At 36.8% G+C, this 18905-nt stretch carries 19 protein-coding genes and 1 pseudogene; all 20 read right to left on the bottom strand.

Annotation, left to right across the window (positions count from 1 at the left end):
• Positions 1-17 precede the first annotated feature (17 nt).
• A complete protein-coding gene (gene cutC, locus IGJ50_RS06385) occupies positions 18-2546 on the bottom strand; it encodes a choline trimethylamine-lyase (RefSeq protein WP_429949497.1) in 2529 nt (842 codons plus the stop codon).
• Positions 2547-2570: 24 nt separating this feature from the next.
• Positions 2571-4007 (bottom strand): aldehyde dehydrogenase family protein, encoded by a 1437-nt coding sequence (locus IGJ50_RS06380; RefSeq protein ID WP_429949496.1) that lies wholly within the window; start codon positions 4005-4007, stop codon positions 2571-2573.
• 3 nt (positions 4008-4010) lie between these two features.
• A complete protein-coding gene (locus IGJ50_RS06375; protein ID WP_069639914.1) occupies positions 4011-4331 on the bottom strand; it encodes a BMC domain-containing protein in 321 nt (106 codons plus the stop codon).
• Between the two features lie 17 nt (positions 4332-4348).
• The gene (locus tag IGJ50_RS06370; RefSeq protein ID WP_429949494.1) at positions 4349-4645 is read right to left on the bottom strand and encodes a BMC domain-containing protein; all 297 of its coding nucleotides are present in this window, start codon (positions 4643-4645) and stop codon (positions 4349-4351) included.
• A gap of 12 nt (positions 4646-4657) precedes the next feature.
• The gene (locus IGJ50_RS06365) at positions 4658-4942 is read right to left on the bottom strand and encodes a hypothetical protein (RefSeq protein WP_069639912.1); all 285 of its coding nucleotides are present in this window, start codon (positions 4940-4942) and stop codon (positions 4658-4660) included.
• A 1-nt stretch (position 4943) separates the two neighbouring features.
• Positions 4944-5948: a DMT family transporter gene (locus tag IGJ50_RS06360; RefSeq protein WP_069639911.1), complete on the bottom strand. Its 1005-nt coding sequence runs from the start codon at positions 5946-5948 to the stop codon at positions 4944-4946.
• A 30-nt stretch (positions 5949-5978) separates the two neighbouring features.
• Positions 5979-6254 carry a BMC domain-containing protein gene (locus tag IGJ50_RS06355; protein WP_069639910.1) on the bottom strand — a complete coding sequence of 92 codons (276 nt, stop codon included), beginning with the start codon at positions 6252-6254 and terminating at the stop codon, positions 5979-5981.
• Positions 6255-6774: 520 nt separating this feature from the next.
• The gene (locus IGJ50_RS06350; protein ID WP_429949491.1) at positions 6775-7632 is read right to left on the bottom strand and encodes a MerR family transcriptional regulator; all 858 of its coding nucleotides are present in this window, start codon (positions 7630-7632) and stop codon (positions 6775-6777) included.
• Positions 7633-7900: 268 nt separating this feature from the next.
• Positions 7901-8752, bottom strand: coding sequence for a PRD domain-containing protein (locus tag IGJ50_RS06345; RefSeq protein ID WP_207121352.1), 852 nt, complete (start codon positions 8750-8752; stop codon positions 7901-7903).
• Positions 8753-8772: 20 nt separating this feature from the next.
• Entirely contained in the window at positions 8773-10239 is a 1467-nt protein-coding gene (locus tag IGJ50_RS06340; protein WP_429949489.1) for a glycoside hydrolase family 1 protein, read from the bottom strand.
• 64 nt (positions 10240-10303) lie between these two features.
• The gene (locus IGJ50_RS06335) at positions 10304-12142 is read right to left on the bottom strand and encodes a beta-glucoside-specific PTS transporter subunit IIABC (RefSeq protein WP_429949487.1); all 1839 of its coding nucleotides are present in this window, start codon (positions 12140-12142) and stop codon (positions 10304-10306) included.
• A gap of 573 nt (positions 12143-12715) precedes the next feature.
• A pseudogene (locus IGJ50_RS06330) lies at positions 12716-13452 on the bottom strand (SDR family oxidoreductase).
• Between the two features lie 23 nt (positions 13453-13475).
• Entirely contained in the window at positions 13476-14192 is a 717-nt protein-coding gene (locus IGJ50_RS06325) for a dihydrofolate reductase family protein (RefSeq protein ID WP_429949485.1), read from the bottom strand.
• 2 nt (positions 14193-14194) lie between these two features.
• Entirely contained in the window at positions 14195-15355 is a 1161-nt protein-coding gene (locus IGJ50_RS06320) for an MFS transporter (protein WP_429949483.1), read from the bottom strand.
• Between the two features lie 42 nt (positions 15356-15397).
• A complete protein-coding gene (locus IGJ50_RS06315; RefSeq protein WP_429949481.1) occupies positions 15398-15712 on the bottom strand; it encodes a carboxymuconolactone decarboxylase family protein in 315 nt (104 codons plus the stop codon).
• Positions 15713-15741: 29 nt separating this feature from the next.
• Entirely contained in the window at positions 15742-16149 is a 408-nt protein-coding gene (locus IGJ50_RS06310) for a cupin domain-containing protein (RefSeq protein WP_429949480.1), read from the bottom strand.
• Positions 16136-16687 (bottom strand): flavodoxin, encoded by a 552-nt coding sequence (locus IGJ50_RS06305; RefSeq protein ID WP_429949478.1) that lies wholly within the window; start codon positions 16685-16687, stop codon positions 16136-16138. Before IGJ50_RS06305 ends, IGJ50_RS06310 begins: the two co-directional genes overlap by 14 nt.
• Before the next feature lie 112 nt (positions 16688-16799).
• Positions 16800-17684 (bottom strand): LysR family transcriptional regulator, encoded by an 885-nt coding sequence (locus IGJ50_RS06300; protein ID WP_429949477.1) that lies wholly within the window; start codon positions 17682-17684, stop codon positions 16800-16802.
• Between the two features lie 237 nt (positions 17685-17921).
• Positions 17922-18260, bottom strand: coding sequence for a MerR family transcriptional regulator (locus IGJ50_RS06295; protein ID WP_069639900.1), 339 nt, complete (start codon positions 18258-18260; stop codon positions 17922-17924).
• A 13-nt stretch (positions 18261-18273) separates the two neighbouring features.
• Complete coding sequence (locus IGJ50_RS06290) at positions 18274-18897, bottom strand: NAD(P)H-binding protein (protein ID WP_429950038.1); 624 nt, start codon at positions 18895-18897, stop codon at positions 18274-18276.
• Positions 18898-18905: the final 8 nt, after the last annotated feature.

Genomic DNA, 18905 nt, shown 5'->3' with positions numbered 1-18905 from the left:
CTATTCATCTCCTGCTCTTAAAACTTCGTTAACATTGTTCGGCTGATGATTTCATCTTGAACATCCTGACATAATTCAACAAAGAAGGCACTATAACCTGCTACTCGAACAATTAAATCACGATATTGTTCTGGATGTCGTTGTGCTTCCAACAATGTCTCGTTATCTAAATAGTTAAACTGCATTTCACCATTTCCTAAAATACTCGCAGTTTTTAATAAAGTAATTAAACTTTCTTCACCTTCTGGTGTATCCAGTAATCCATTCATGATCTTGAAGTTATGCACCATTCCCATATTCATCGTATCATTTGCCATTTTAGAAATAGATTTCACAATAGCTGTTGGACCTTTAAAGTCAGCTCCTTGAGATGGACTAATACCATCTGATAATGGAATCCAAGCTTTTCGTCCATTTGCTGAAGCACCAGTCATTTGACCTAGTGGCGTATTGTTTGAAATCGACAATGTTCCATGACAAAGCTCTGAATAAAGTGTTTTGTATTGGCGATGCTCCGCTTCTGTAAAATGAATCAATTCGGCCGCAATTAAGTCTGCATAGTCATCATCATTGCCGTACTTAGGCGCATTCAAGCAATCCGTGCGGATTTGGTCATAGCCGACAAAATCAGCTTTTAACGCACGATTCAATTCTTCTAAGGTATATTTTTTGTCATCGAAAACCAGCTTTTTGATTGCTGCCATCGAGTCTGCATAGGTTGCTAAACCTGACCAAACAACTCCTGGTCCAAAATTATACATTGCCCCACCACTCGAAACATCTTTCCCACTTTCCATACAGCCTTCATACATCAAAGACATCAACGGTTTTGGTGCTAGATCGCGGTGGACTCTTTGGGTGATAACTGTTGCAACCGACGACCACTTCGTAATATATTTAATTTGTTCTTTAACAGCTTTTTCAAATTGTTCATAGGTTTTAAATTGAGAAATATCGCCCAAGTCTGGACAAACCTCTTTGCCATACCATAACGGTACACCTCGGTTTAAAACAAGTTCGATACAAATTGGCCATTGTGTATAGGCTGTTGAAGTCCATTGATATAAACGACCAGATTTTTGCGGTTCAACACACCCCATTAAACAATAGTCTCGTGCGTCCTCGATCGACACACCTTTAGCCAACATCATTTTGATATGGGTATCGTCAAAGTGACAGGCGGGAAAACCAATACCTGCCCGAACAACATCCACTATTTTTTTCAAGTATTCACGCGGTGAGCGATTATGAATCCGACAAGCTAAAGATGGTTGGTACACTTTTACGTGACGGACGGCATCCATTAATAGATAGGTTAATTCATTGGTTGCATCGTGGCCTTCACGTGTCACTCCGCCAACGCACATATTCACGAATGGTTGATAGCCCGCGAAGAACTTAGATCCGCCTTCACTTGTGATCCACATCATTTCAGACATTTTAATCAACATACAACCCGCTAATTCAAAGGCTTCAAACTCATTCATCTTGCCTTTATCTAAATCATTTTTGAAAAAAGGATACATGTATTGATCCACACGTCCAATTGACATTCCAGTTTGATTTTCTTCTACAACAAGCAAGGATTCAATTGTCCATATTGCTTGGATGGCTTCCCAAAAGGTTTCTGGTTTATTTGCAGGAACTTTTGCATTGATTTCTGAGATTTTTTGTAATTCTGCTTTACGTTTGGGATTCGTTTCCCGTTGCGCTAACTGTGCTGCATATTCAGACAGACGACGAGCGTAGATCATGACGCCCTCCGTTGTATCGATCAATGATTTGTAAAAGTAGATTTTTTGAATATCATCAGGGTTTTGATAATCTAATTTTTCTAAATGCTCTTTTGCCTCTTTTTGAATATCCAACATCCCTTTTTTCATTAAAATGACATCATAGCCTGGATTAGAATCACCACCGCCATTTAGTTGATGATAAGAACAGTCTGAAACAAAAGATTCGCCAGATAGTTTCCAAACTCCGGCTTCACGGAATTGATCTTCACAATACTCATCGATCGATCTGCCCTTCCAAAACGGGAATAATTCTTCACGCATAATCTTTTTGTCTTCATCCGAAATAAAGAAAGGATCTTGCGGACGGCTTGAAATTGTATCGATTTCGTCTTCCATCCAACGCCACGCAATATCTGGAGAAAAAGCGCCGGCGCGTGGTGCGCCATTTGGTGCGCCTACGATCAACTCATTGTCTTGAATTACAAGTGGTGCAGTTTCACAACAACGTTTGAATGACTTTGCTCTTAAAATATTTTTAGGCATTCCTGGATTTTCTTTTGCAAGTTCAGTGATCACTCTAGCTCGATGAGTTGTGATAGTCGGTTTTTGTTTTAAATAATTTACTTTTAAAGCATCTAATCGAGCAGTTGACCCATTTGGAATACTTGATTGATCATCAGAAGCAAAACCGCCACTTGTGGATGTTTCATCGGCAACTGTCGCAAACATCTTCATCAATGCGTTACGTTCTTCTGAACTTAACTCTTTTGTTGCTTCGGCTAATTTTGCCGAAAATTCTTTAATGTCCATTTTATTCCCTCACTTTACAACAATTTATTTTTCCATTATTTTTTTTAAGATTTTTTCTAAAATGTCTGTTTCTACATCACTTTTCGTTTCTGATTGTTTATTCTCTGATAATGATTCAACAGGATAGCTAATCTCTCGAACATAAGTTAAATCTTTTGCAGTAATATTTTTGGCACTTATGCCTCGTCCAGTTGTAAATCCCCCTAAAATGACGGACACTGGTAAAGTCGATTGCAAGCCCATACTTGCCATACTCGCTGGGGCATTAACAATCATGCGACCAACTGGTTTTTTTAACGCAAATTCTTTCAACACTAACTTATTGTGAGAATGAATTGCGAGTGTATGACCATTATTTTTTTCTTTTAACAAACGGATCGATTTCTCACAAGCATGCATCCAATCCGGTTCTAAATAAAATGCTAAAACTGGGCACTTCATTTCATTGGCAAAAGGATCTTCGTCATACATGTAATCCTGTTCTGAAACTAGCACTTTGGTTGTTGAAGTAACACGTATATTTGCCTCTTTGGCCAGCCATTGGGCATTCTTGCCCACACAAGATGGATTAATTTGGTTATTTTTAGGCTGTAAAAGTGCTAGTAAGTTTTTTTCTTCTTCTTTTGATAAAAAGTGTGCACCATATTCTTGTAACAACGCTCTAACCTCAGAAGCGATGACTCCTTCAGCTATTAGGTACTGTTCTGTAGCTGGAAGTAAACCACAATCATAAGAACGACTATCCACGATTGCCTTCACTGCTTTTTTAACATCTGCTGAACGCTCGATAAAAACAGGTGTAGCACCTGTTCCACCATAAATGATCGGCCGTTGGTAATTGGCTGCGTTGATATAGTTTTGATTACCAATAGCTAAAATCATTGCACTATCCTGACTGGTTAAAATCTCTTTTACACCTTTATCGGTTAAAGAGCTAACACATCCTAAACAGCCTTTTGGTAAGCCATTTGCTTCACAAATCTCTCTAATTTTTTGAAAAACAAGATATGTTGTCTTTTGTGCTTTTGGATGTGGAATAAGCACCATAGCATTGCCTGATTTTATCCCAATAGTTAGACTGTACAGAACATTTAATGTTGTATTTTCTGCTGGTAATAGGATTGGAATGACGCCCAATGGAACGCCAACTTGTAAAACATTCCCCGCTGAATCTTCTACAATATTCCCCACACAAAGCTGTTGATCCAGCTCTTTAGATAACGCTTTCAATAAGCGTTCCATCAATATTTCTTTATCTTTATAACATCCTAGATTTGTTTCTTTTATTTCAGTTGCTAAAAATCTACTTATATCTGGTTTGATCTCTGCCAACAGTTTTTCCACTATTGCATCGAGATTTTTTTGCTCATATTCTTTTACTAGGTGCTGTGCATCTCGTGCTGTTTCTACTAAAATCCGCGCTTCTTGAATAGATAATAAATCTTCATCTACTTGTTGCATGTATTATGCATCTCCCTCCTCAACAGGTAAAAAATCACCTAATTGATAACGATCAATCATTTTATTTAAATCGCCATGTGGGCTTGCAATCACGACCGAGCTGTAGATGTTTGCACCCATTTTTTCAACAGCTGCAATACCTGCTTCAACTGCTGATTGGCACGCCGCAACGTCTCCTTGTACAATCACAGAAATATATCCTGAGGCAACATTTTCATATCCTACCAACTCAACATTGGCCGCCTTACACATTGCATCACACGCCTCCAAAATAAAAACTAATCCGAATGTTTCAATTGCACCAATTGCTTCGTATGTTCTCACTCTTTCTCCTCCTTGCACTACCGATCAATATCATGAACGGAAACAATGTCTCCAACGTATGAAATTGGTCGAGGCATCACATTGTGTGCAGTCAATTTGCCAATTGCTTCGGCAGCCTTAGCTCCTGCTACAACAGAAGCTTCAACAGCGGCAATGTCTCCTTTAATCATGACCGTTACTAAAGTAGACCCAATATTTTCATATGAGATCAGTTCAACATTTGCAGCTTTCAACATTTCATCAGCAGCCTTTAGTGCTGGAACTAAGCCAATCGTTTCTACTAACCCTAAAGCTTCTTCGCCACGATATCTCAATGTATCTCCTCCTTACGCTGAACGATATTTTTTATCAACATATTTATCGACGGTTGCTCTACCTTCATCGGTAATTTTGTAATAAATAACTAGGTTCTCGTTTTTATCTAAATCATATGTTGCTAGCTCGACTAATCCATTTGCTTCTAGCGCCATCATATGCTCCAGATACAATTTTTCATTGAATTGTTTCTCTTGCCCATATTGTGGTTTTAACGCCTTCATGATTTGGGCAACATCTATTTCTCTTTGGTCATACATTTGATTTAAAACAGCTGTTCGACTAGGCAAAAGCATCTCACTCTTCCCCCTTTTTAAATAAATCTAACGGATTCATCGTAACTAAAATCGCGCCGATCACGATAATCACTGAGCCTATAACCATTGTTGGTGTTAAGGTTTGACCAAGGAAAATAACACTGAATAAGACACCCCAAAATGCATAGGTAACATTTAAAGACATGCCGATCGCAGTTCCAACCATAGCGTTCGCTTTGTACCAGGTCAAAAATGAAACCGCAGCGCTTAATCCGGACAAAACTAACCATAGAACTGGTGTTACTGCAGCCAATGTACCGAATAATAAATTAAATGCCCCCACAGCTGGAACAACAATGATCAGAACAACTAGACCAGAAATCAATTGACGTAAGTTTACCGCCACATCTGTATCGATCATCGCACCACCAAAGCTTGAAAATACACCTTCTAAACCCCAAGCAATTGCAGCAATCAATGCACAGACGATTCCTAGCGTAAAGTTAGGCGCTCCTTCTGGCTTCACCATGTTAATCGTAATAGCTCCGACAACGACAACGACCATACCTAATACAATTCGAGCAGTTGGCTTTTGCTTTAAGAATATCCAAGAAAATAATGCGCCAAACAAGCTACATGTCGCTGAAATGGGGATCGCATACGCACCCGCCATAGCTAACCCAACAAGATAAGCCCCGTTAGCAATTGGTCCACCTAGGAGAAATCCGATTACTAATAATTTTCCTGGTTTTGTATGCAATGTTCTGACTAATTCTTTTAATCTTCCTTGCTTTGCGTTATAGAATAAAAGTAAAATACCTGCAAAAAAATCATTTAAACCTGAACAAACAAAAGGTGCTGCCAAGAAGCCAGCCGCACTAACTAACGGGTCATAACCACTTGCTACAACGACTAGTGTTGAATAAATTCCATAAGTGATACCTGAAATAATCCCATTGCTGATTCCTTTCACTCGGAACCCTTTTTTGGCTTGTTCCATTTGAACGTCAGCACTAGTACAAGAAATATTTTTTCCACTTTCCATGTCTATTTCTCCTCAATTGTTATTTTTCAATTATCTATTTGGCAGAATATTTTCAACTTCACTGTGCGGGCGTGGAATAACATGTACGGATAATAACTCTCCAACGCGTTCAGCTGCAGCTGCACCAGCATCCGTGGCAGCTTTTACCGCACCTACATCACCTCTGACCATCACGGTTACAATCCCACCACCAACAAATTCTTTACCAATTAGTGAAACATTAGCAGCTTTTACCATTGCATCTGCTGCTTCGATCGAACCAATCATTCCTTTAGTTTCTACCATTCCTAATGCATCATGTTTCATTTCTTTCTTCCTCTCATTTTCAAATTAAAAAACGCTTTCTTTATTGACAAATCCATCATATTGGATGACCTTAAGGGCGTAGTCAATCTATTTTTTTATTTCTTTTCTGTATATAACACAGAACTATCTGTACTAATACAAATACTATTCTCAATTAGCTTTTTTAATTAAGAATAATCTTTACTATTAGCGCTATAATATTTACTTAATCGGCAGTGATAATTATTCTAATTCTAATTCTTGATTTTAATAACAGGATTTGAATTGATACACCTCATGATCATTTTTTCACATAAAAAAATAGTAGCTCGTTACAAATAATTTCCAATTGCTTTTAATTTCTATCATCATAATCATTTAATAACTTCAAAATAGACAAAAACACTATATTATGAACGAATAAAATATATTTAATAACAAAAACAAAAGGTTCCCCTAAGGGGGAACCTTTTGTTTTTGCATTCACAATAAAGAGGAACATTAGTGATCTACTCTTCAGTCCACTTGTTCCTCTCACTACCTATGTTCTAATTTTCTCTGCGGGAATCAGTAACTCAACAACAAAATTATCCACATTCATAGTTGACCAATAATCAATGACATAGCGTTGATATACCTCATTTTTACATTGATAGTTATTTTCTTTTGCCCAAGTTTTCATCTTTTTGTATTGATATGAAAGTTTAGCCAGATCACCAATATGATAACTAGACAAAAACATTTGGCCACCTATCATTCTTTTTGGTATCTTAGGGTTTGGTATACCAATTGGTTTTTGCATTATCATCATTTTTGAACCTTGAAAATTACTAGATTCACAATCTTCAAATCGAAGAATAACCGGCCCTGTGATTGCACAGTTGTGTTCTTCTAAATAGTTAACCCAAGGAATATTGATTACCGCATCCATGTAGTTATGACAAAACTCTTGCTCCAAAAATACGTAGTTTTCTTGCTCAAAATACTTGACGTTCACACTTTGAATGCTGTTTTCACTGGCTAACGTTCCTTCTCTGATTAAGCCTAACCAATCTGAAACTGCAGTATAGCTATTGCGAATTCTTCTTTCTTCAAGCTTTAATTCCTCTAATTTTGTTAAGAATATATTTTCTTGATAGAAATAATCTCCTGTTTGCTGAACCCCTTTCATTTCCTGCAACTTAAAGCCCATCTGTTTATAGTATTTGATTACAGGAATACTATTCATTGTTTCTTCGGTGTAATACCGATAACCATTTTCGTTACTTACATGATCTGGTTTTAATAATCCTAATTGCTCATAAAAGCGTAATGTTTTGCGGGAAACATTACACAATTTCGCAACTTCACCAATAGAGTACATTTGATTAGTCTTTTTGCCTATTTTTGTATTATTCATTAGACATCTCCATTACTCGCAGCCACTTATATTATTGAGAATATCTACACAATTGTCAAGTAAATTTCGAGGTTATTGGTGTTTTATTTTTCGTCAAATAACAATCACTATCGTTAATTGTAAAGATACTTCTCACTATACATTTTACTGGTATAATTTGTGAAACAAGCCTATTTAGTTAACATAAAAAAAGGTATAAATATTGACGATCCAATATCTATACCTTCTTTCACTTCTTTTAAATACGTAATGTACTTCTAATAAAAAATCAATCGGTATTAATCGCTGAATGATTCATCAATCGATTGATATGGACACCTAAGTAGACAATTTCATTTTCTGGTATCCGCGTGTGGTAGGTTTGATCAACATATTTTTTTACTTTTGTTGCACTTTCCATTGCAACAGGGTAAAGTGACCACATTTGGCGATACAATTCATCTTCTTTCTCTTGGAGCAGAGCATTGGAAAAAAATCGATCAACGAAAAAACGAACATGCGTGATAAAACGAGAATAATGAACCGAATTCGTATCGATTTCTTGTCCCAACGAATACCTCACCATATTAACGATTGTCCCTACTAATTTTGCTTTTTTTAAGCCATCTTGGTCCTCGTGATTTCCTGATTGCGCATTAATCAAGTGAAAAGCAATATTAGATGCTTCTTCATTTGGTAGTTCGATTTGATAATTTGCCTTCATTTGCTCAAGCGCAATCTCGCCAATATGAAATTCTTTTGGATAGTAATTTTTGATTTCCCAGTATAAACGATTGGAACTATTTAATCCTTTTTCACTCCGTTCAACCGCAAAATGCAAATGATCTGACAGAGTTAAATAAATACTGGTATTCAATTTATAATCTAGCGCTCCTTCTGCAATTGAGACAACTTCTTTCGTTATTTCAAAAAATTTCATTGGAATTTCAGCCACTAACTCAGCAAATTGAGAAGACTTTTTCTCTTCGATTGGCAAGAAAATTTTATCAACAGAAGAGTCAGAAATAACGTCACCGATTTTCTTGTCATAACCAATCCCTTTTCCTAATGCAATCATCTCTTGCCCTTCTTTTTCAACAAGGACAACGCTTGTATTCAGCACTTTTTTCACCAAAATCATCGAAACCAACTCCTTGCTTCCTACTCCACTAAACTTGCTCCATTAGTTGCTATCACTTCTTGATACCAATCAAAAGAATCTTTTTTTGAACGGTCATATGTGCCATTCCCTTCATCATCCGCATCAACATAAATAAAGCCATAACGTTTTGACATTTGCGATGTTCCTGCACTTACTAAATCGATTGGTGCCCAGCTAGTGTAGCCTATTAAATCGACCCCTTCATCGATTGCTTCTTTCATTTGCTTAAAATGTTCTTTAAAATATTCAACTCGATAAGGATCATGAATGGCACCATCTTCCACGATATCCACTGATCCCATGCCATTTTCTACGATCATTAAGGGTACATTGTAGCGATCATACAATTCGATCAATGCAATTTTCAATCCTTTTGGATCAATTTGCCAGCCCCAGTCAGTTGATGGTAGATAAGGATTTTTAACGCCTAAAACCGTATTTCCAGGTGTTCTTTCAGCATTTGGGTCACCAGATTCTGCCATTGACATATAATAACTAAATGACAGAAAATCAACTGTATTTTCTTTTAAAATTTGCCGTTCTTCATCAGTTATTTCAATATTGATCCCATTATTTTTCAATGCTGTTTCGATCATTTTAGGATATTCACCTTTAACTTGGACATCTGTATAAAAATTATTTTCAAGATTTTTCTTTAATGTTAATTCTACATCGATTGGCGCACAAGTTAAGGGATAGGTCATTAATTTTGTCAGCATACACCCAATTTTGTTGTTGGGATTTTTTTCATGTGCAACTTTGGTAACCAAAGCACTGGCAACAAATTGATGATGCAGGGCTTGATAAATCTCTTGTTCTTCTTTTCCAGGTGTACACTTATCCGGCACAATTCCAGCCGTTGTAAACGGGTGCCGGTGAATACTATCGATCTCATTGAATGTTAACCAATACTCTACATACTCTCCAAATTCTTCAAAACAAACTGTCGCAAATCGGACAAAATCATCAATTACTCGACGGTTGACCCAGCCATTATAATTTAAACTAAGTGCTAATGGCATCTCGTAGTGTGACAATGTAACGATTGGTATAATCCCGAGACGTTTCATCTCTTTAAATACCGCTTGATAAAATACAATTCCTTTTTCATTTGGATATTCTTCTTCTCCTGTGGGAAAAAGTCTAGTCCAAGCAATCGATAAGCGTAATGTCTTAAAGCCCAGCTCACTAAATAAAGCCAAATCTTCTTTATAACGGTGATAAAAATCAATACCACGACGTTTAGGATACCATTTATCCGTTTCATCTGCCATCGCAGCTTCTATTGTTGCAGTAGAAATATCCATATGAGCCGCATAGTCTTTATTATCAACATCTGGTTTATAACTTGCGATATCCGCTACAGATAAGCCCTTACCATCGAGGTTCCAGCCTCCTTCTACCTGATTTGCAGCGATTGCACCGCCCCATAAAAAATCGTTTGGAAATGTCTTCTTATTTTGCATAATATCCTCCTAATTTTAGAGTTGAAAGAACTCAATCGACTTCGACTAAAAAAAAACTGTTCATCTACCTAAGTGGGGCAATAGACAATACGTTTGTCTGATTTGTCACCCTTTCTAAATGATGCAATAATTTCATATGATAGGCTTCTTTATTCGTTACAACACACACGACCGTCGGATCAAGTCCGGCAGACTTGATTTTAGCTAAATCAAAAGTAATCAGCTTCTGTCCTTTGACAACCTTATCGCCAACTTTGACAAACGTTTCAAAACCCTCACCGCCTAATTGAACTGTGTTTAAACCAATATGAAATAGAATTTCTGCTCCATTATTTGTTTTCAAGCCTAATGCATGCTTTGTTTCGAATACCATCGTAACCTCACCTGATTCTGGTGCTACTAAACAATTGTCTTCTGGAATAATTGCAAGTCCTTCACCAATTAATCCACTTGAAAAAACATCATCCTTCACTTCCGACAAAGAAATTACTTTGCCAGAAACTGGACTAATCAGCTGTTCCGTATCGGATTCAGACACAACTTCCATCCCATCTGCCTTTTCTAAAGCCACTTCATCCCTATAAATAAATAATACCGATAAGAATCCAACAATAAACGAAATCCCCAATGTAACAAATGCCCAAATTAAATTCATTGAATTTGCTTTGTCTACAAACATTGTAATACTAGCTAATCCCGGACCAACTAACGCAAATCCTTTGATTGCCATAATTCCGGCAAAACCGCCACCAACTAAACTGGCAAACATTACGCTATACAATACGCGCTTATTTAAGATCGTCACACCATACAATGCTGGTTCCGTAATACCGAACAACGCAGATATTCCTGCTGATATTGCAGTAGAACGCAATTTTTGATCCTTCGTCTTGATACTCACAGCAAAACAAGCACCAGATTCAGCAATGTTATGCGCTAAAGAAGCAGGTAAATAGAGTAATTCAGCACCAATTTCGCTCATAGAAGATACAGCATAAGGAATCATAGCCTTGTGCATACCTGTCACAACCATGAAAGGTAAAACAGCAGCTAAGACACCAGTCGCTACCCACCCAAAATGAGTATACAACCAAACAATCACCGTTGAAAAAACAGTTCCTACATTGTATCCTAATGGGCCTAAAATAAGTAACGCAATTGGAACTGTAATCAATAGACTCATCATTGGAACAAAGAATATTCGAATCGGTTTTGGCGAATATCTTGTAAATAATTTTTCAATTTGCGCATAAAACAACACTGTTAAAATTGCTGGGAAGACCTGTGACGCATACGCAATATTCGTTACATCAAAGCCAAGAAAATCGGTGCCTCCTGCTAACATCGTAGACATATCTGGCAAAATCAAGGCACCCACTGCCGATACAGCAACCAGTTGATTCACTTTCAATTTATTTGCTGTTGTCATTGCAACTAAAATAGGTAGAAAATATAATGGCGCACCGCCAATTAAATTAAGAATTTGATACGATTGGCTTTGATCACTCATTAATCCCGTCACAGAGGCAAGCAATAATAATGATTTTAGAACACCTCCACCTGCGATGGCAGGAACTAAGGGTTGAAAAATAGAGATGATAAAATCAAGTATTACAGATCCTATTTTTTGTTTTCTCTTCTGACTATCATCTGCTGGCAATTCCCCAAGAAGAGCTTTCATTTCATCATAAACTTCTACAACATCATTCCCGATAATGACTTGACACTGAACATTTTGACGTACGCCGATCACCCCCTCGACCTTTTCGAGTTTTTCAACATCTACAAGAGAATCATCTTTTAAGGTAAAACGTAACCGTGTTGAGCAATGTTCAAGATGAGAGACATTTTCTTTCCCGCCGATCCATTTTAAGATCGATACAGCAGTTTCTTTATAGTTCATCACTTTTTCTCCTTCATAATTAGTTACGCAAAATTGGCCAAATTTTACGCAAAAAACAGACAGAAACTAAATAAAACACTCACCAGAATCAAACTCAATCTGTTGAAAAATGCTTTATTTAGGTCCTGCCTGCATTACCAGTCACATGCCTGTTATTAATTGACTTTATGTTAGCACAGATTTTTTGAAAACGCAACCACAAAAAAATCTCAGGATTTTTGAGTGGTTGAAGGAGGAATCAAACTGTTACTTAAAAGAATCCACCCAAAAAAGGGGAACTTGATTTAGATTGTTATCGAGAACTGTCAGAACACTTTATCAGGTTGGTACTCACTTTTAAGGTAAAATTATAATTAATATCTACATGTGTCAAAACAGTAGCTTTTTAGTACCTGTAGATTCTTAAGTACCCAATAGATTCAAATTTATAGCTAATTCATTTCATATTCCTAAATTTATTAAACCACCAATCCTATTAGTTTTAAAATTAATAGGATTGGTGGTCAGTATGATTTGAACAACTATCCTAAGTAAAATTGCATTCCAAAGTTTTAATATTTTAGTGTGTTACTGCTATGCTTGCTTCGAAGGTAAAATTGTCATTTCAGTAATACCGACTGATTCTGGCTGAGATATCGCAAATAGAACAGTTTGCGCCACTGCATCTGGAGTAATTGCAATTTGATAGAATTGTTCCATCCCGCTTTTTACTTCTGGTGTGGAAATCGTTTCTAGCAATTCAGTTGCAATTGCTCTGGATAAAGAGTGGTTGTGCGAATATTCGTTCCTTCCATTGCAGATTCCATGCGAAAACCATCCATAATAGCACGTACTGCATGTTTCGTTCCAGTATACACACTGTTACCAGGGAAAACCTTAAGTCCCGCAATCGAACTTGTTGTAATCACGTGACCTGACTTTTAGGCTGTGAATTCTGGTAACACTGCTGCTAATGAATTAAGCATCCCATTGATGTTAATATCAACCATGTCATACCACTCGTTTGTTTTCAATTCACTCATATTTGAAGCAGGCATAATCCCAGCATTTGCAAATAAAACATCAACCTTACCAAATTTTTCTTTAGCAACTTGCACAAGTGTTTCTACCTCTTTTAGGTTACGAACATCTGTCACAGCATAAACACTATTATCACCAAATTTTTTCACGAGTTTTTTCAACCGTTCTTCTCTCCTAGCACCTAAAACCACCTTTGCACCATTCTCAATCAATAGTTGAGCTGTTGCTTCTCCGATTCCAGATGAGGCACCTGTGATAACTATAACTTTATCTTTTATATTGTTATTCATAAAGTTGACTCCTTTTTATTTTTTTATTTACACACGCTATATCTCAACCATAGCGTATCTTCTTCGATGATATCGACTGATTTTAATTTAAACCCAACTGGTGCTATTTCGGGCAGGCTATCTGCTCTTTCAAAAATTGTATTGGTATCTGTTCGTCCATCAGTTGCTGGTGTCATCACAATACTCACTTCATCAATCAATCCCTCTTGTAAAAATGACCAATTGATATAAGCACCACCTGATACCATTAATGTTTTGATCCCAAATAAAACCAATAATTTTTCTGAAGCAAGTGTACAATCAATCAATTCTTGTCCAGCAAAAATATAAGAGATTTGTCGCTCTCGAAGATAAGCAATATACTCATCACTAGCTTTATCCGTTAAAATTTCAATAACGTGGGCTTCTGGACGATTTTCGTATTGAACGGTGTTTTCAATCCAGCCAACTTTACCAGAAGGATCAGCTGAAACAATATACATTTGGTCCTTTGCTTGTGCAACATAATCCGTTCTAGGATAAGGTGTTTTTATTTCTTTCAACTCAGGTTTATTGAAATTAGTAAAATTCTTTTCCATCGTAACTCTTCCACATAACCACGCTTGGCTAAGGTAGCTGTCATTGGTTGTTTCATAAGTTTCACCACCAGCAATGGCATATTTTGAACTCATATAACCACCGCTAATTTTTCCATTGATAGAAGTCAACATATGGCAAATAATTTTTGGTTTTTTCATCATTTTTACTTGCCTCCATTGATTTTTTGTTTTTTTGTTATGGTGCTGATTACAGTACAAAAAGCTAGCAACATCATGATCATACCTTCTACCATAAAAATGTCCGTGTTTTCGTTAGAAGGAAGGATATTGCCTAATAGAGAAATCGAAATTGGAGAAAAAGCCGCGCCAATATTGAAGCCTATCAATAGCAAAGATGTACTCTTTTCTGACTGGCCATTCGTATCTTGATTCACCTCATTAAACAAATATGGGATAAAGGTGCGGAAAGAAAAACCGCACAATACTACAGCAATTGAAATTGACACTAAATTTTGAGAAGAGGCAATCACAAACATTGATAAACTTAAGACAAAAAAGGATAGTGGTAATGTCCATTTTTTTGTTATTGTAACAATTGACCCAAATAATGCACCGGCGGTCATGGCACCTAAACCTACCAAGGCAATTAAATTACTACCATCTGTTGCATTTCCAAAACCTTTTTCAAGAAGCAAAGAGGTGATTTTGACGGTAACAGACATATAAATTGTTACAACTAGAATCAATAAAGCGATGTAGCCATATTTTGAAGGATTGATTGTCTGATTCTTTGTTTTGCTCTTATTCTCCTCATTTTCAAGAGCAACATCTGGTACAAAAGATGAAAATAGAAGTAAAATCGGTAAAGCTAACAGATAAGCTAAAAACGAACTCCGCCAGTTCATTACCAGCAATTGACCTACTGTAAACGTAATGACCATACCGCCAATTCCTTCGAATGCACTTTGAAAGCCAATCACAGATGAACGTTCTTTTCCTTGGTACATTTTTCCAGCTAGAGAAAAGAGTAGCGGATTAAATAATCCAATCCCAATCCCAAATAATATTCTGCTGAAAAATAAAAACCAAAAGGACTGTACAAAGACAGGTATAATCCCTGTACCTAAAACAATACCAATACCAATCTGTACAGATAACTTGTACCCAAATTTCTTAGCGAATATATGGCTAAATGGCACGGTTAAGATAATAAACAAAGAAGGGATTGTGGTAATTAATTCTACTAAAGTAGGATTGATCGTCGGATAAGCTGTCATAATCGCTGGAATATTCGCAGCGATTGCGCCACCCGATACCACAAGTAATGACACAGATAATAATGAAAACTTGGTTAGTTTATTCACTAAGTTGTCTCCTTTAAAATACGCAAAATATAGTCCGTATTTTTATTCACCAAAAATTTCTTTTGCTAGAGCAAACGCGGACCATGCTTTTGGCCATCCTGTATAAAAAGCTAAATGAGTGATTAATTCCACCATTTCTTCTTTTGTCACCCCATTTTGTTTGGCGATGTTCATATGGGCTTCTAATTGGGGTACGTCTTGCGTTAATAAGCTTGCACAAGTAATCAAGCTACGATCACGCGGCGAAAGTTGTTCTTCTCTAGACCAAACTTCACCAAATAATAAATCATCATTTAATTCTGCAAATTTTGGTGCAAATGCACCTAATTGATCTCTTCCTGCTGTTTGTTTTTTCATTAGGTAGGACTCCCATCTTTTATTCATTTTTATAATTGATTGTATAATTCATCTGAAACAGATTCTAACCATTCTGGCGTACCAGCTGTAATTGCTAAATGTTCAAACCAGCTATTTTTTGCGGCACCATGCCAATGTTTCACGCCATCATGAGTAACAATCACATCTCCAGCAGTTAAAAATTGCGCTGGCTTCCCCTCTTCTTGATACCAGCCTTCGCCACCCGTTACTAATAACAGTTGGAAACCATCATGGTGAATATGCCAGTTATTGCGACAACCAGGTTCGAATGTGACATTTCCTACTCCTACATTAACTTCGGGATCTGCAATTAAATTCTTTAAATAGCTTTGACCAATAAAGTATTGCGCATATGCGTCATTTTTTTCTCCCACTGGAAAAATCACACCATTTTTTACTTCTTCAAATTTTGCCATTTGTTATTCCTCCAATTCCTTTGTTTTCTGATGGTTCATGTTGTAACCAATTTTTGATTGCGGTATCTGATTTTTCAACTCTAGAACCACGAATAGGTAACCCAATATGGATGGTTGAATTAGGACATAATTTCTTTAGATCAGTGATACTATTGCCCATTCCACTGCCTTCATGGGTGCAAAAAGGATAAATATTTTTTTCTGATACATCATTTTCCTCTAAAAAAGTTGCGACGATCATCGGAAAAGTCCCCCACCAATTTGGATACCCTAGATAAATCGTTTGATGTTTTGCTAAGTTAAGGGAGACAGGTTGATATTTGGGTCGCTCGTTTGTTATTTTTTCCTGTTCCGCTTGAGCTACCACTGCTTGATACGCTTTTGAATAGGCTATTTCTGGAATGAGTTCAAAATCATCAACATCGAGTATCTCGGCAATTTTTTGTGCAGCAACTTTTGTATTTCCAACAGACAGCTGTTCCTTCTTTCCATCAACCAAATTTTCAAAAGGTCGAGAAAAATAAATGATAGCAGTCATTTGATCACCTTCTTTTATCTTTTACTTATGCAAAAACAGGCTGCATCATCTACTTACAAGTAAATGATACAACCTGCTTCTCTACACGTCTAATGCCTAAATCCACTAGTTGCTATGCCTTAAAAGTATCGTTAAATCGTTGGATAAATTCTTTAACTGCCGGTGTTTGAATTCGATTTTTTTTCCAAACAAGGACACAATTTGTTTTAACCTCAGGAACTAATGGGACAAATGTCAGCCCCTCATGTTGCCCATTGGTCGTTGCGCCTTCAATCGTTAAAGCAGAGCCCACACGATTTTCCACTAAAGAAAAAACATTAAAAATCAAATTAAACGTGCCAACCACATTTAAAGATTTTAACGGCTTATCAAGCCAGCTTTCAAGCATCAACTGAACTTCTGAACGATTAGAACTTAATAGTGGAATTCCTTCTAAATCATTGGGACAGATAGCTTTTTTTTGTGCAAGAAAAGAGTCATTAGATACTAACAAACCCCATTTTTCTTCTCTGGGCAAAATAATTTTTTCAAAGTTAAGCGTAGCAATCGGTTCTAATAAAATAGCGAGGTCCAAAATGCCCTTTTCCAGTTTATCGCTAATATCATCGCTAGTCCCCGAAACAATATTAAAGGTCACTTGAGGATAATCGCTCACCAATTCCTCCAACATCATGGCCATCGTATCTGAATTATCTGCTTCAACACACCCAATTGAAAAATGTCCACTTAAAAAGCCTTTACTCTGTTCTTCAAATTCACGTTCTGTTTGGTCAGCTAAGGTTAATATCTCAGCAGCTCGCTCTTTCAGAAAATATCCTTCTTCTGTTAAAGTCAATTGCCTTTTTTCTCGGATAAAAAGCGGTGTGCCTAATTTCTCTTCAAATTCTTTGATTTGTCGACTTAAAGTTGGTTGCGTAATATGCAAAACTTGTGCTGCTTTAGAAAAATTCCTTTCTTCTGCAACGGTCCAAAAATAACGTAGTTCTCTTAATTCCATTGTGGTTCTCCTTTTTAAGTTCACATGTTTATTTTACAATAAAACAGAACGAATTTCTAAAAGAACCGTTTTATACCTTATAAGGTTTCCATATCAATCACAACGCGGTAGTTGCTATAGGCTCTTTGGCTGGTATACAAGACTTCTTTCGCTAATAGCACTGTTGACTTTCTTTATAGTGTTTTCACAAATATAAACGGATCTTTTTTTTAGATTGAGAAAGAATTTTTTTTAGATTTATTTCGCTACTATTCGTCTTTGAAGTTCAGCCTTTGCTGCTTCTAGTCGATTGATTTGTTCTTGCAACTCATTTTTTTGTTCAGTCAGTAGTTCTTTTCTAGCTTGGACTGTTCTTTCTGGTTGATTCGATAATGTTACATATTCGATCAATCCTTCGACAGAAAGACCAACCTCCCTCATTTGCTTGATGAAACAAATCCAACCCGCATCATCTTCAGTAAACTCTCTTAATCCATCATGATTTTTCTTTACCTGTGGAATCAAGCCAATTCGCTCAAAATAACGAATGGTATTGATTGGCGTATTGGTTTGCTTGCTCATTTCTTTACTATTCATATGCAGTGCACCCTTAATAAAAAGAAGGTTTTGCCCAATCAGTATTAGGCTCGCTCACACCTAAACTGGTCTTCGCGTACTGAACTGGCTCATGAATAATCGTCATAATCAGTCTAGCTACAGCTTCTCTTGTTACTTGAGCACCAATGAATGGTTCACCTTTTTGGGTCAAGTCATAGTCTTCATTGCCTTTTTGATTGTATAACCAAGTTAATCTTAAAATGACATAATCTAACGAAGACTGCTCTAGCGCTTCTGCTGCTGCTAAATAGCTATGGGTAGCTGATCCAACCATATTAGCATTCCAGCGCCCAAATGCCCCCGCAACTTCATTGTAAATGCCTAAAACATTCGCTCCTATTAGATAATTTACCCCTGAATCTTCCATTGCTTTCACAATTGATTGGGTTACAGCTGGCGAACTCATATCATTCAAATACGCAATATCCACTCCAATTAAGGCTTTTTTCAATTTGTCTTGATCATTAAAATCACCTTCAATAATGACTTCTCTCGTTGGATCTTTCACAGAAATCCGACTTGAAAGATTGCGACCATATAAAACAAGATCATGATCTGTTTCTGTTAAAATCAATTCTGTAACCATTTTTGAAATTTGACCTGCTGCACCTAAAATTAGTATTT

It is taken from the genome of Enterococcus sp. AZ101, from assembly GCF_050499005.1.
GTDB lineage: Bacteria > Bacillota > Bacilli > Lactobacillales > Enterococcaceae > Enterococcus_L > Enterococcus_L ureilyticus.
Note: the sequence above shows the minus strand (reverse complement) of the source record. Positions and strands in the feature narration are given on the sequence as shown.

Coding starts and splice junctions, on each gene's coding strand:
- cutC (WP_429949497.1), bottom strand. CDS start 2,546: ATGGACATTAAAGAATTTTCGGCAAAATTAGCCGAAGCAACAAAAGAG.
- IGJ50_RS06380 (WP_429949496.1), bottom strand. CDS start 4,007: ATGCAACAAGTAGATGAAGATTTATTATCTATTCAAGAAGCGCGGATT.
- IGJ50_RS06365 (WP_069639912.1), bottom strand. CDS start 4,942: ATGCTTTTGCCTAGTCGAACAGCTGTTTTAAATCAAATGTATGACCAA.
- IGJ50_RS06360 (WP_069639911.1), bottom strand. CDS start 5,948: ATGGAAAGTGGAAAAAATATTTCTTGTACTAGTGCTGACGTTCAAATG.
- IGJ50_RS06355 (WP_069639910.1), bottom strand. CDS start 6,254: ATGAAACATGATGCATTAGGAATGGTAGAAACTAAAGGAATGATTGGT.
- IGJ50_RS06350 (WP_429949491.1), bottom strand. CDS start 7,632: ATGAATAATACAAAAATAGGCAAAAAGACTAATCAAATGTACTCTATT.
- IGJ50_RS06345 (WP_207121352.1), bottom strand. CDS start 8,752: ATGATTTTGGTGAAAAAAGTGCTGAATACAAGCGTTGTCCTTGTTGAA.
- IGJ50_RS06340 (WP_429949489.1), bottom strand. CDS start 10,239: ATGCAAAATAAGAAGACATTTCCAAACGATTTTTTATGGGGCGGTGCA.
- IGJ50_RS06335 (WP_429949487.1), bottom strand. CDS start 12,142: ATGAACTATAAAGAAACTGCTGTATCGATCTTAAAATGGATCGGCGGG.
- IGJ50_RS06325 (WP_429949485.1), bottom strand. CDS start 14,192: ATGATGAAAAAACCAAAAATTATTTGCCATATGTTGACTTCTATCAAT.
- IGJ50_RS06315 (WP_429949481.1), bottom strand. CDS start 15,712: ATGAAAAAACAAACAGCAGGAAGAGATCAATTAGGTGCATTTGCACCA.
- IGJ50_RS06310 (WP_429949480.1), bottom strand. CDS start 16,149: ATGGCAAAATTTGAAGAAGTAAAAAATGGTGTGATTTTTCCAGTGGGA.
- IGJ50_RS06305 (WP_429949478.1), bottom strand. CDS start 16,687: ATGACTGCTATCATTTATTTTTCTCGACCTTTTGAAAATTTGGTTGAT.
- IGJ50_RS06300 (WP_429949477.1), bottom strand. CDS start 17,684: ATGGAATTAAGAGAACTACGTTATTTTTGGACCGTTGCAGAAGAAAGG.
- IGJ50_RS06295 (WP_069639900.1), bottom strand. CDS start 18,260: ATGAATAGTAAAGAAATGAGCAAGCAAACCAATACGCCAATCAATACC.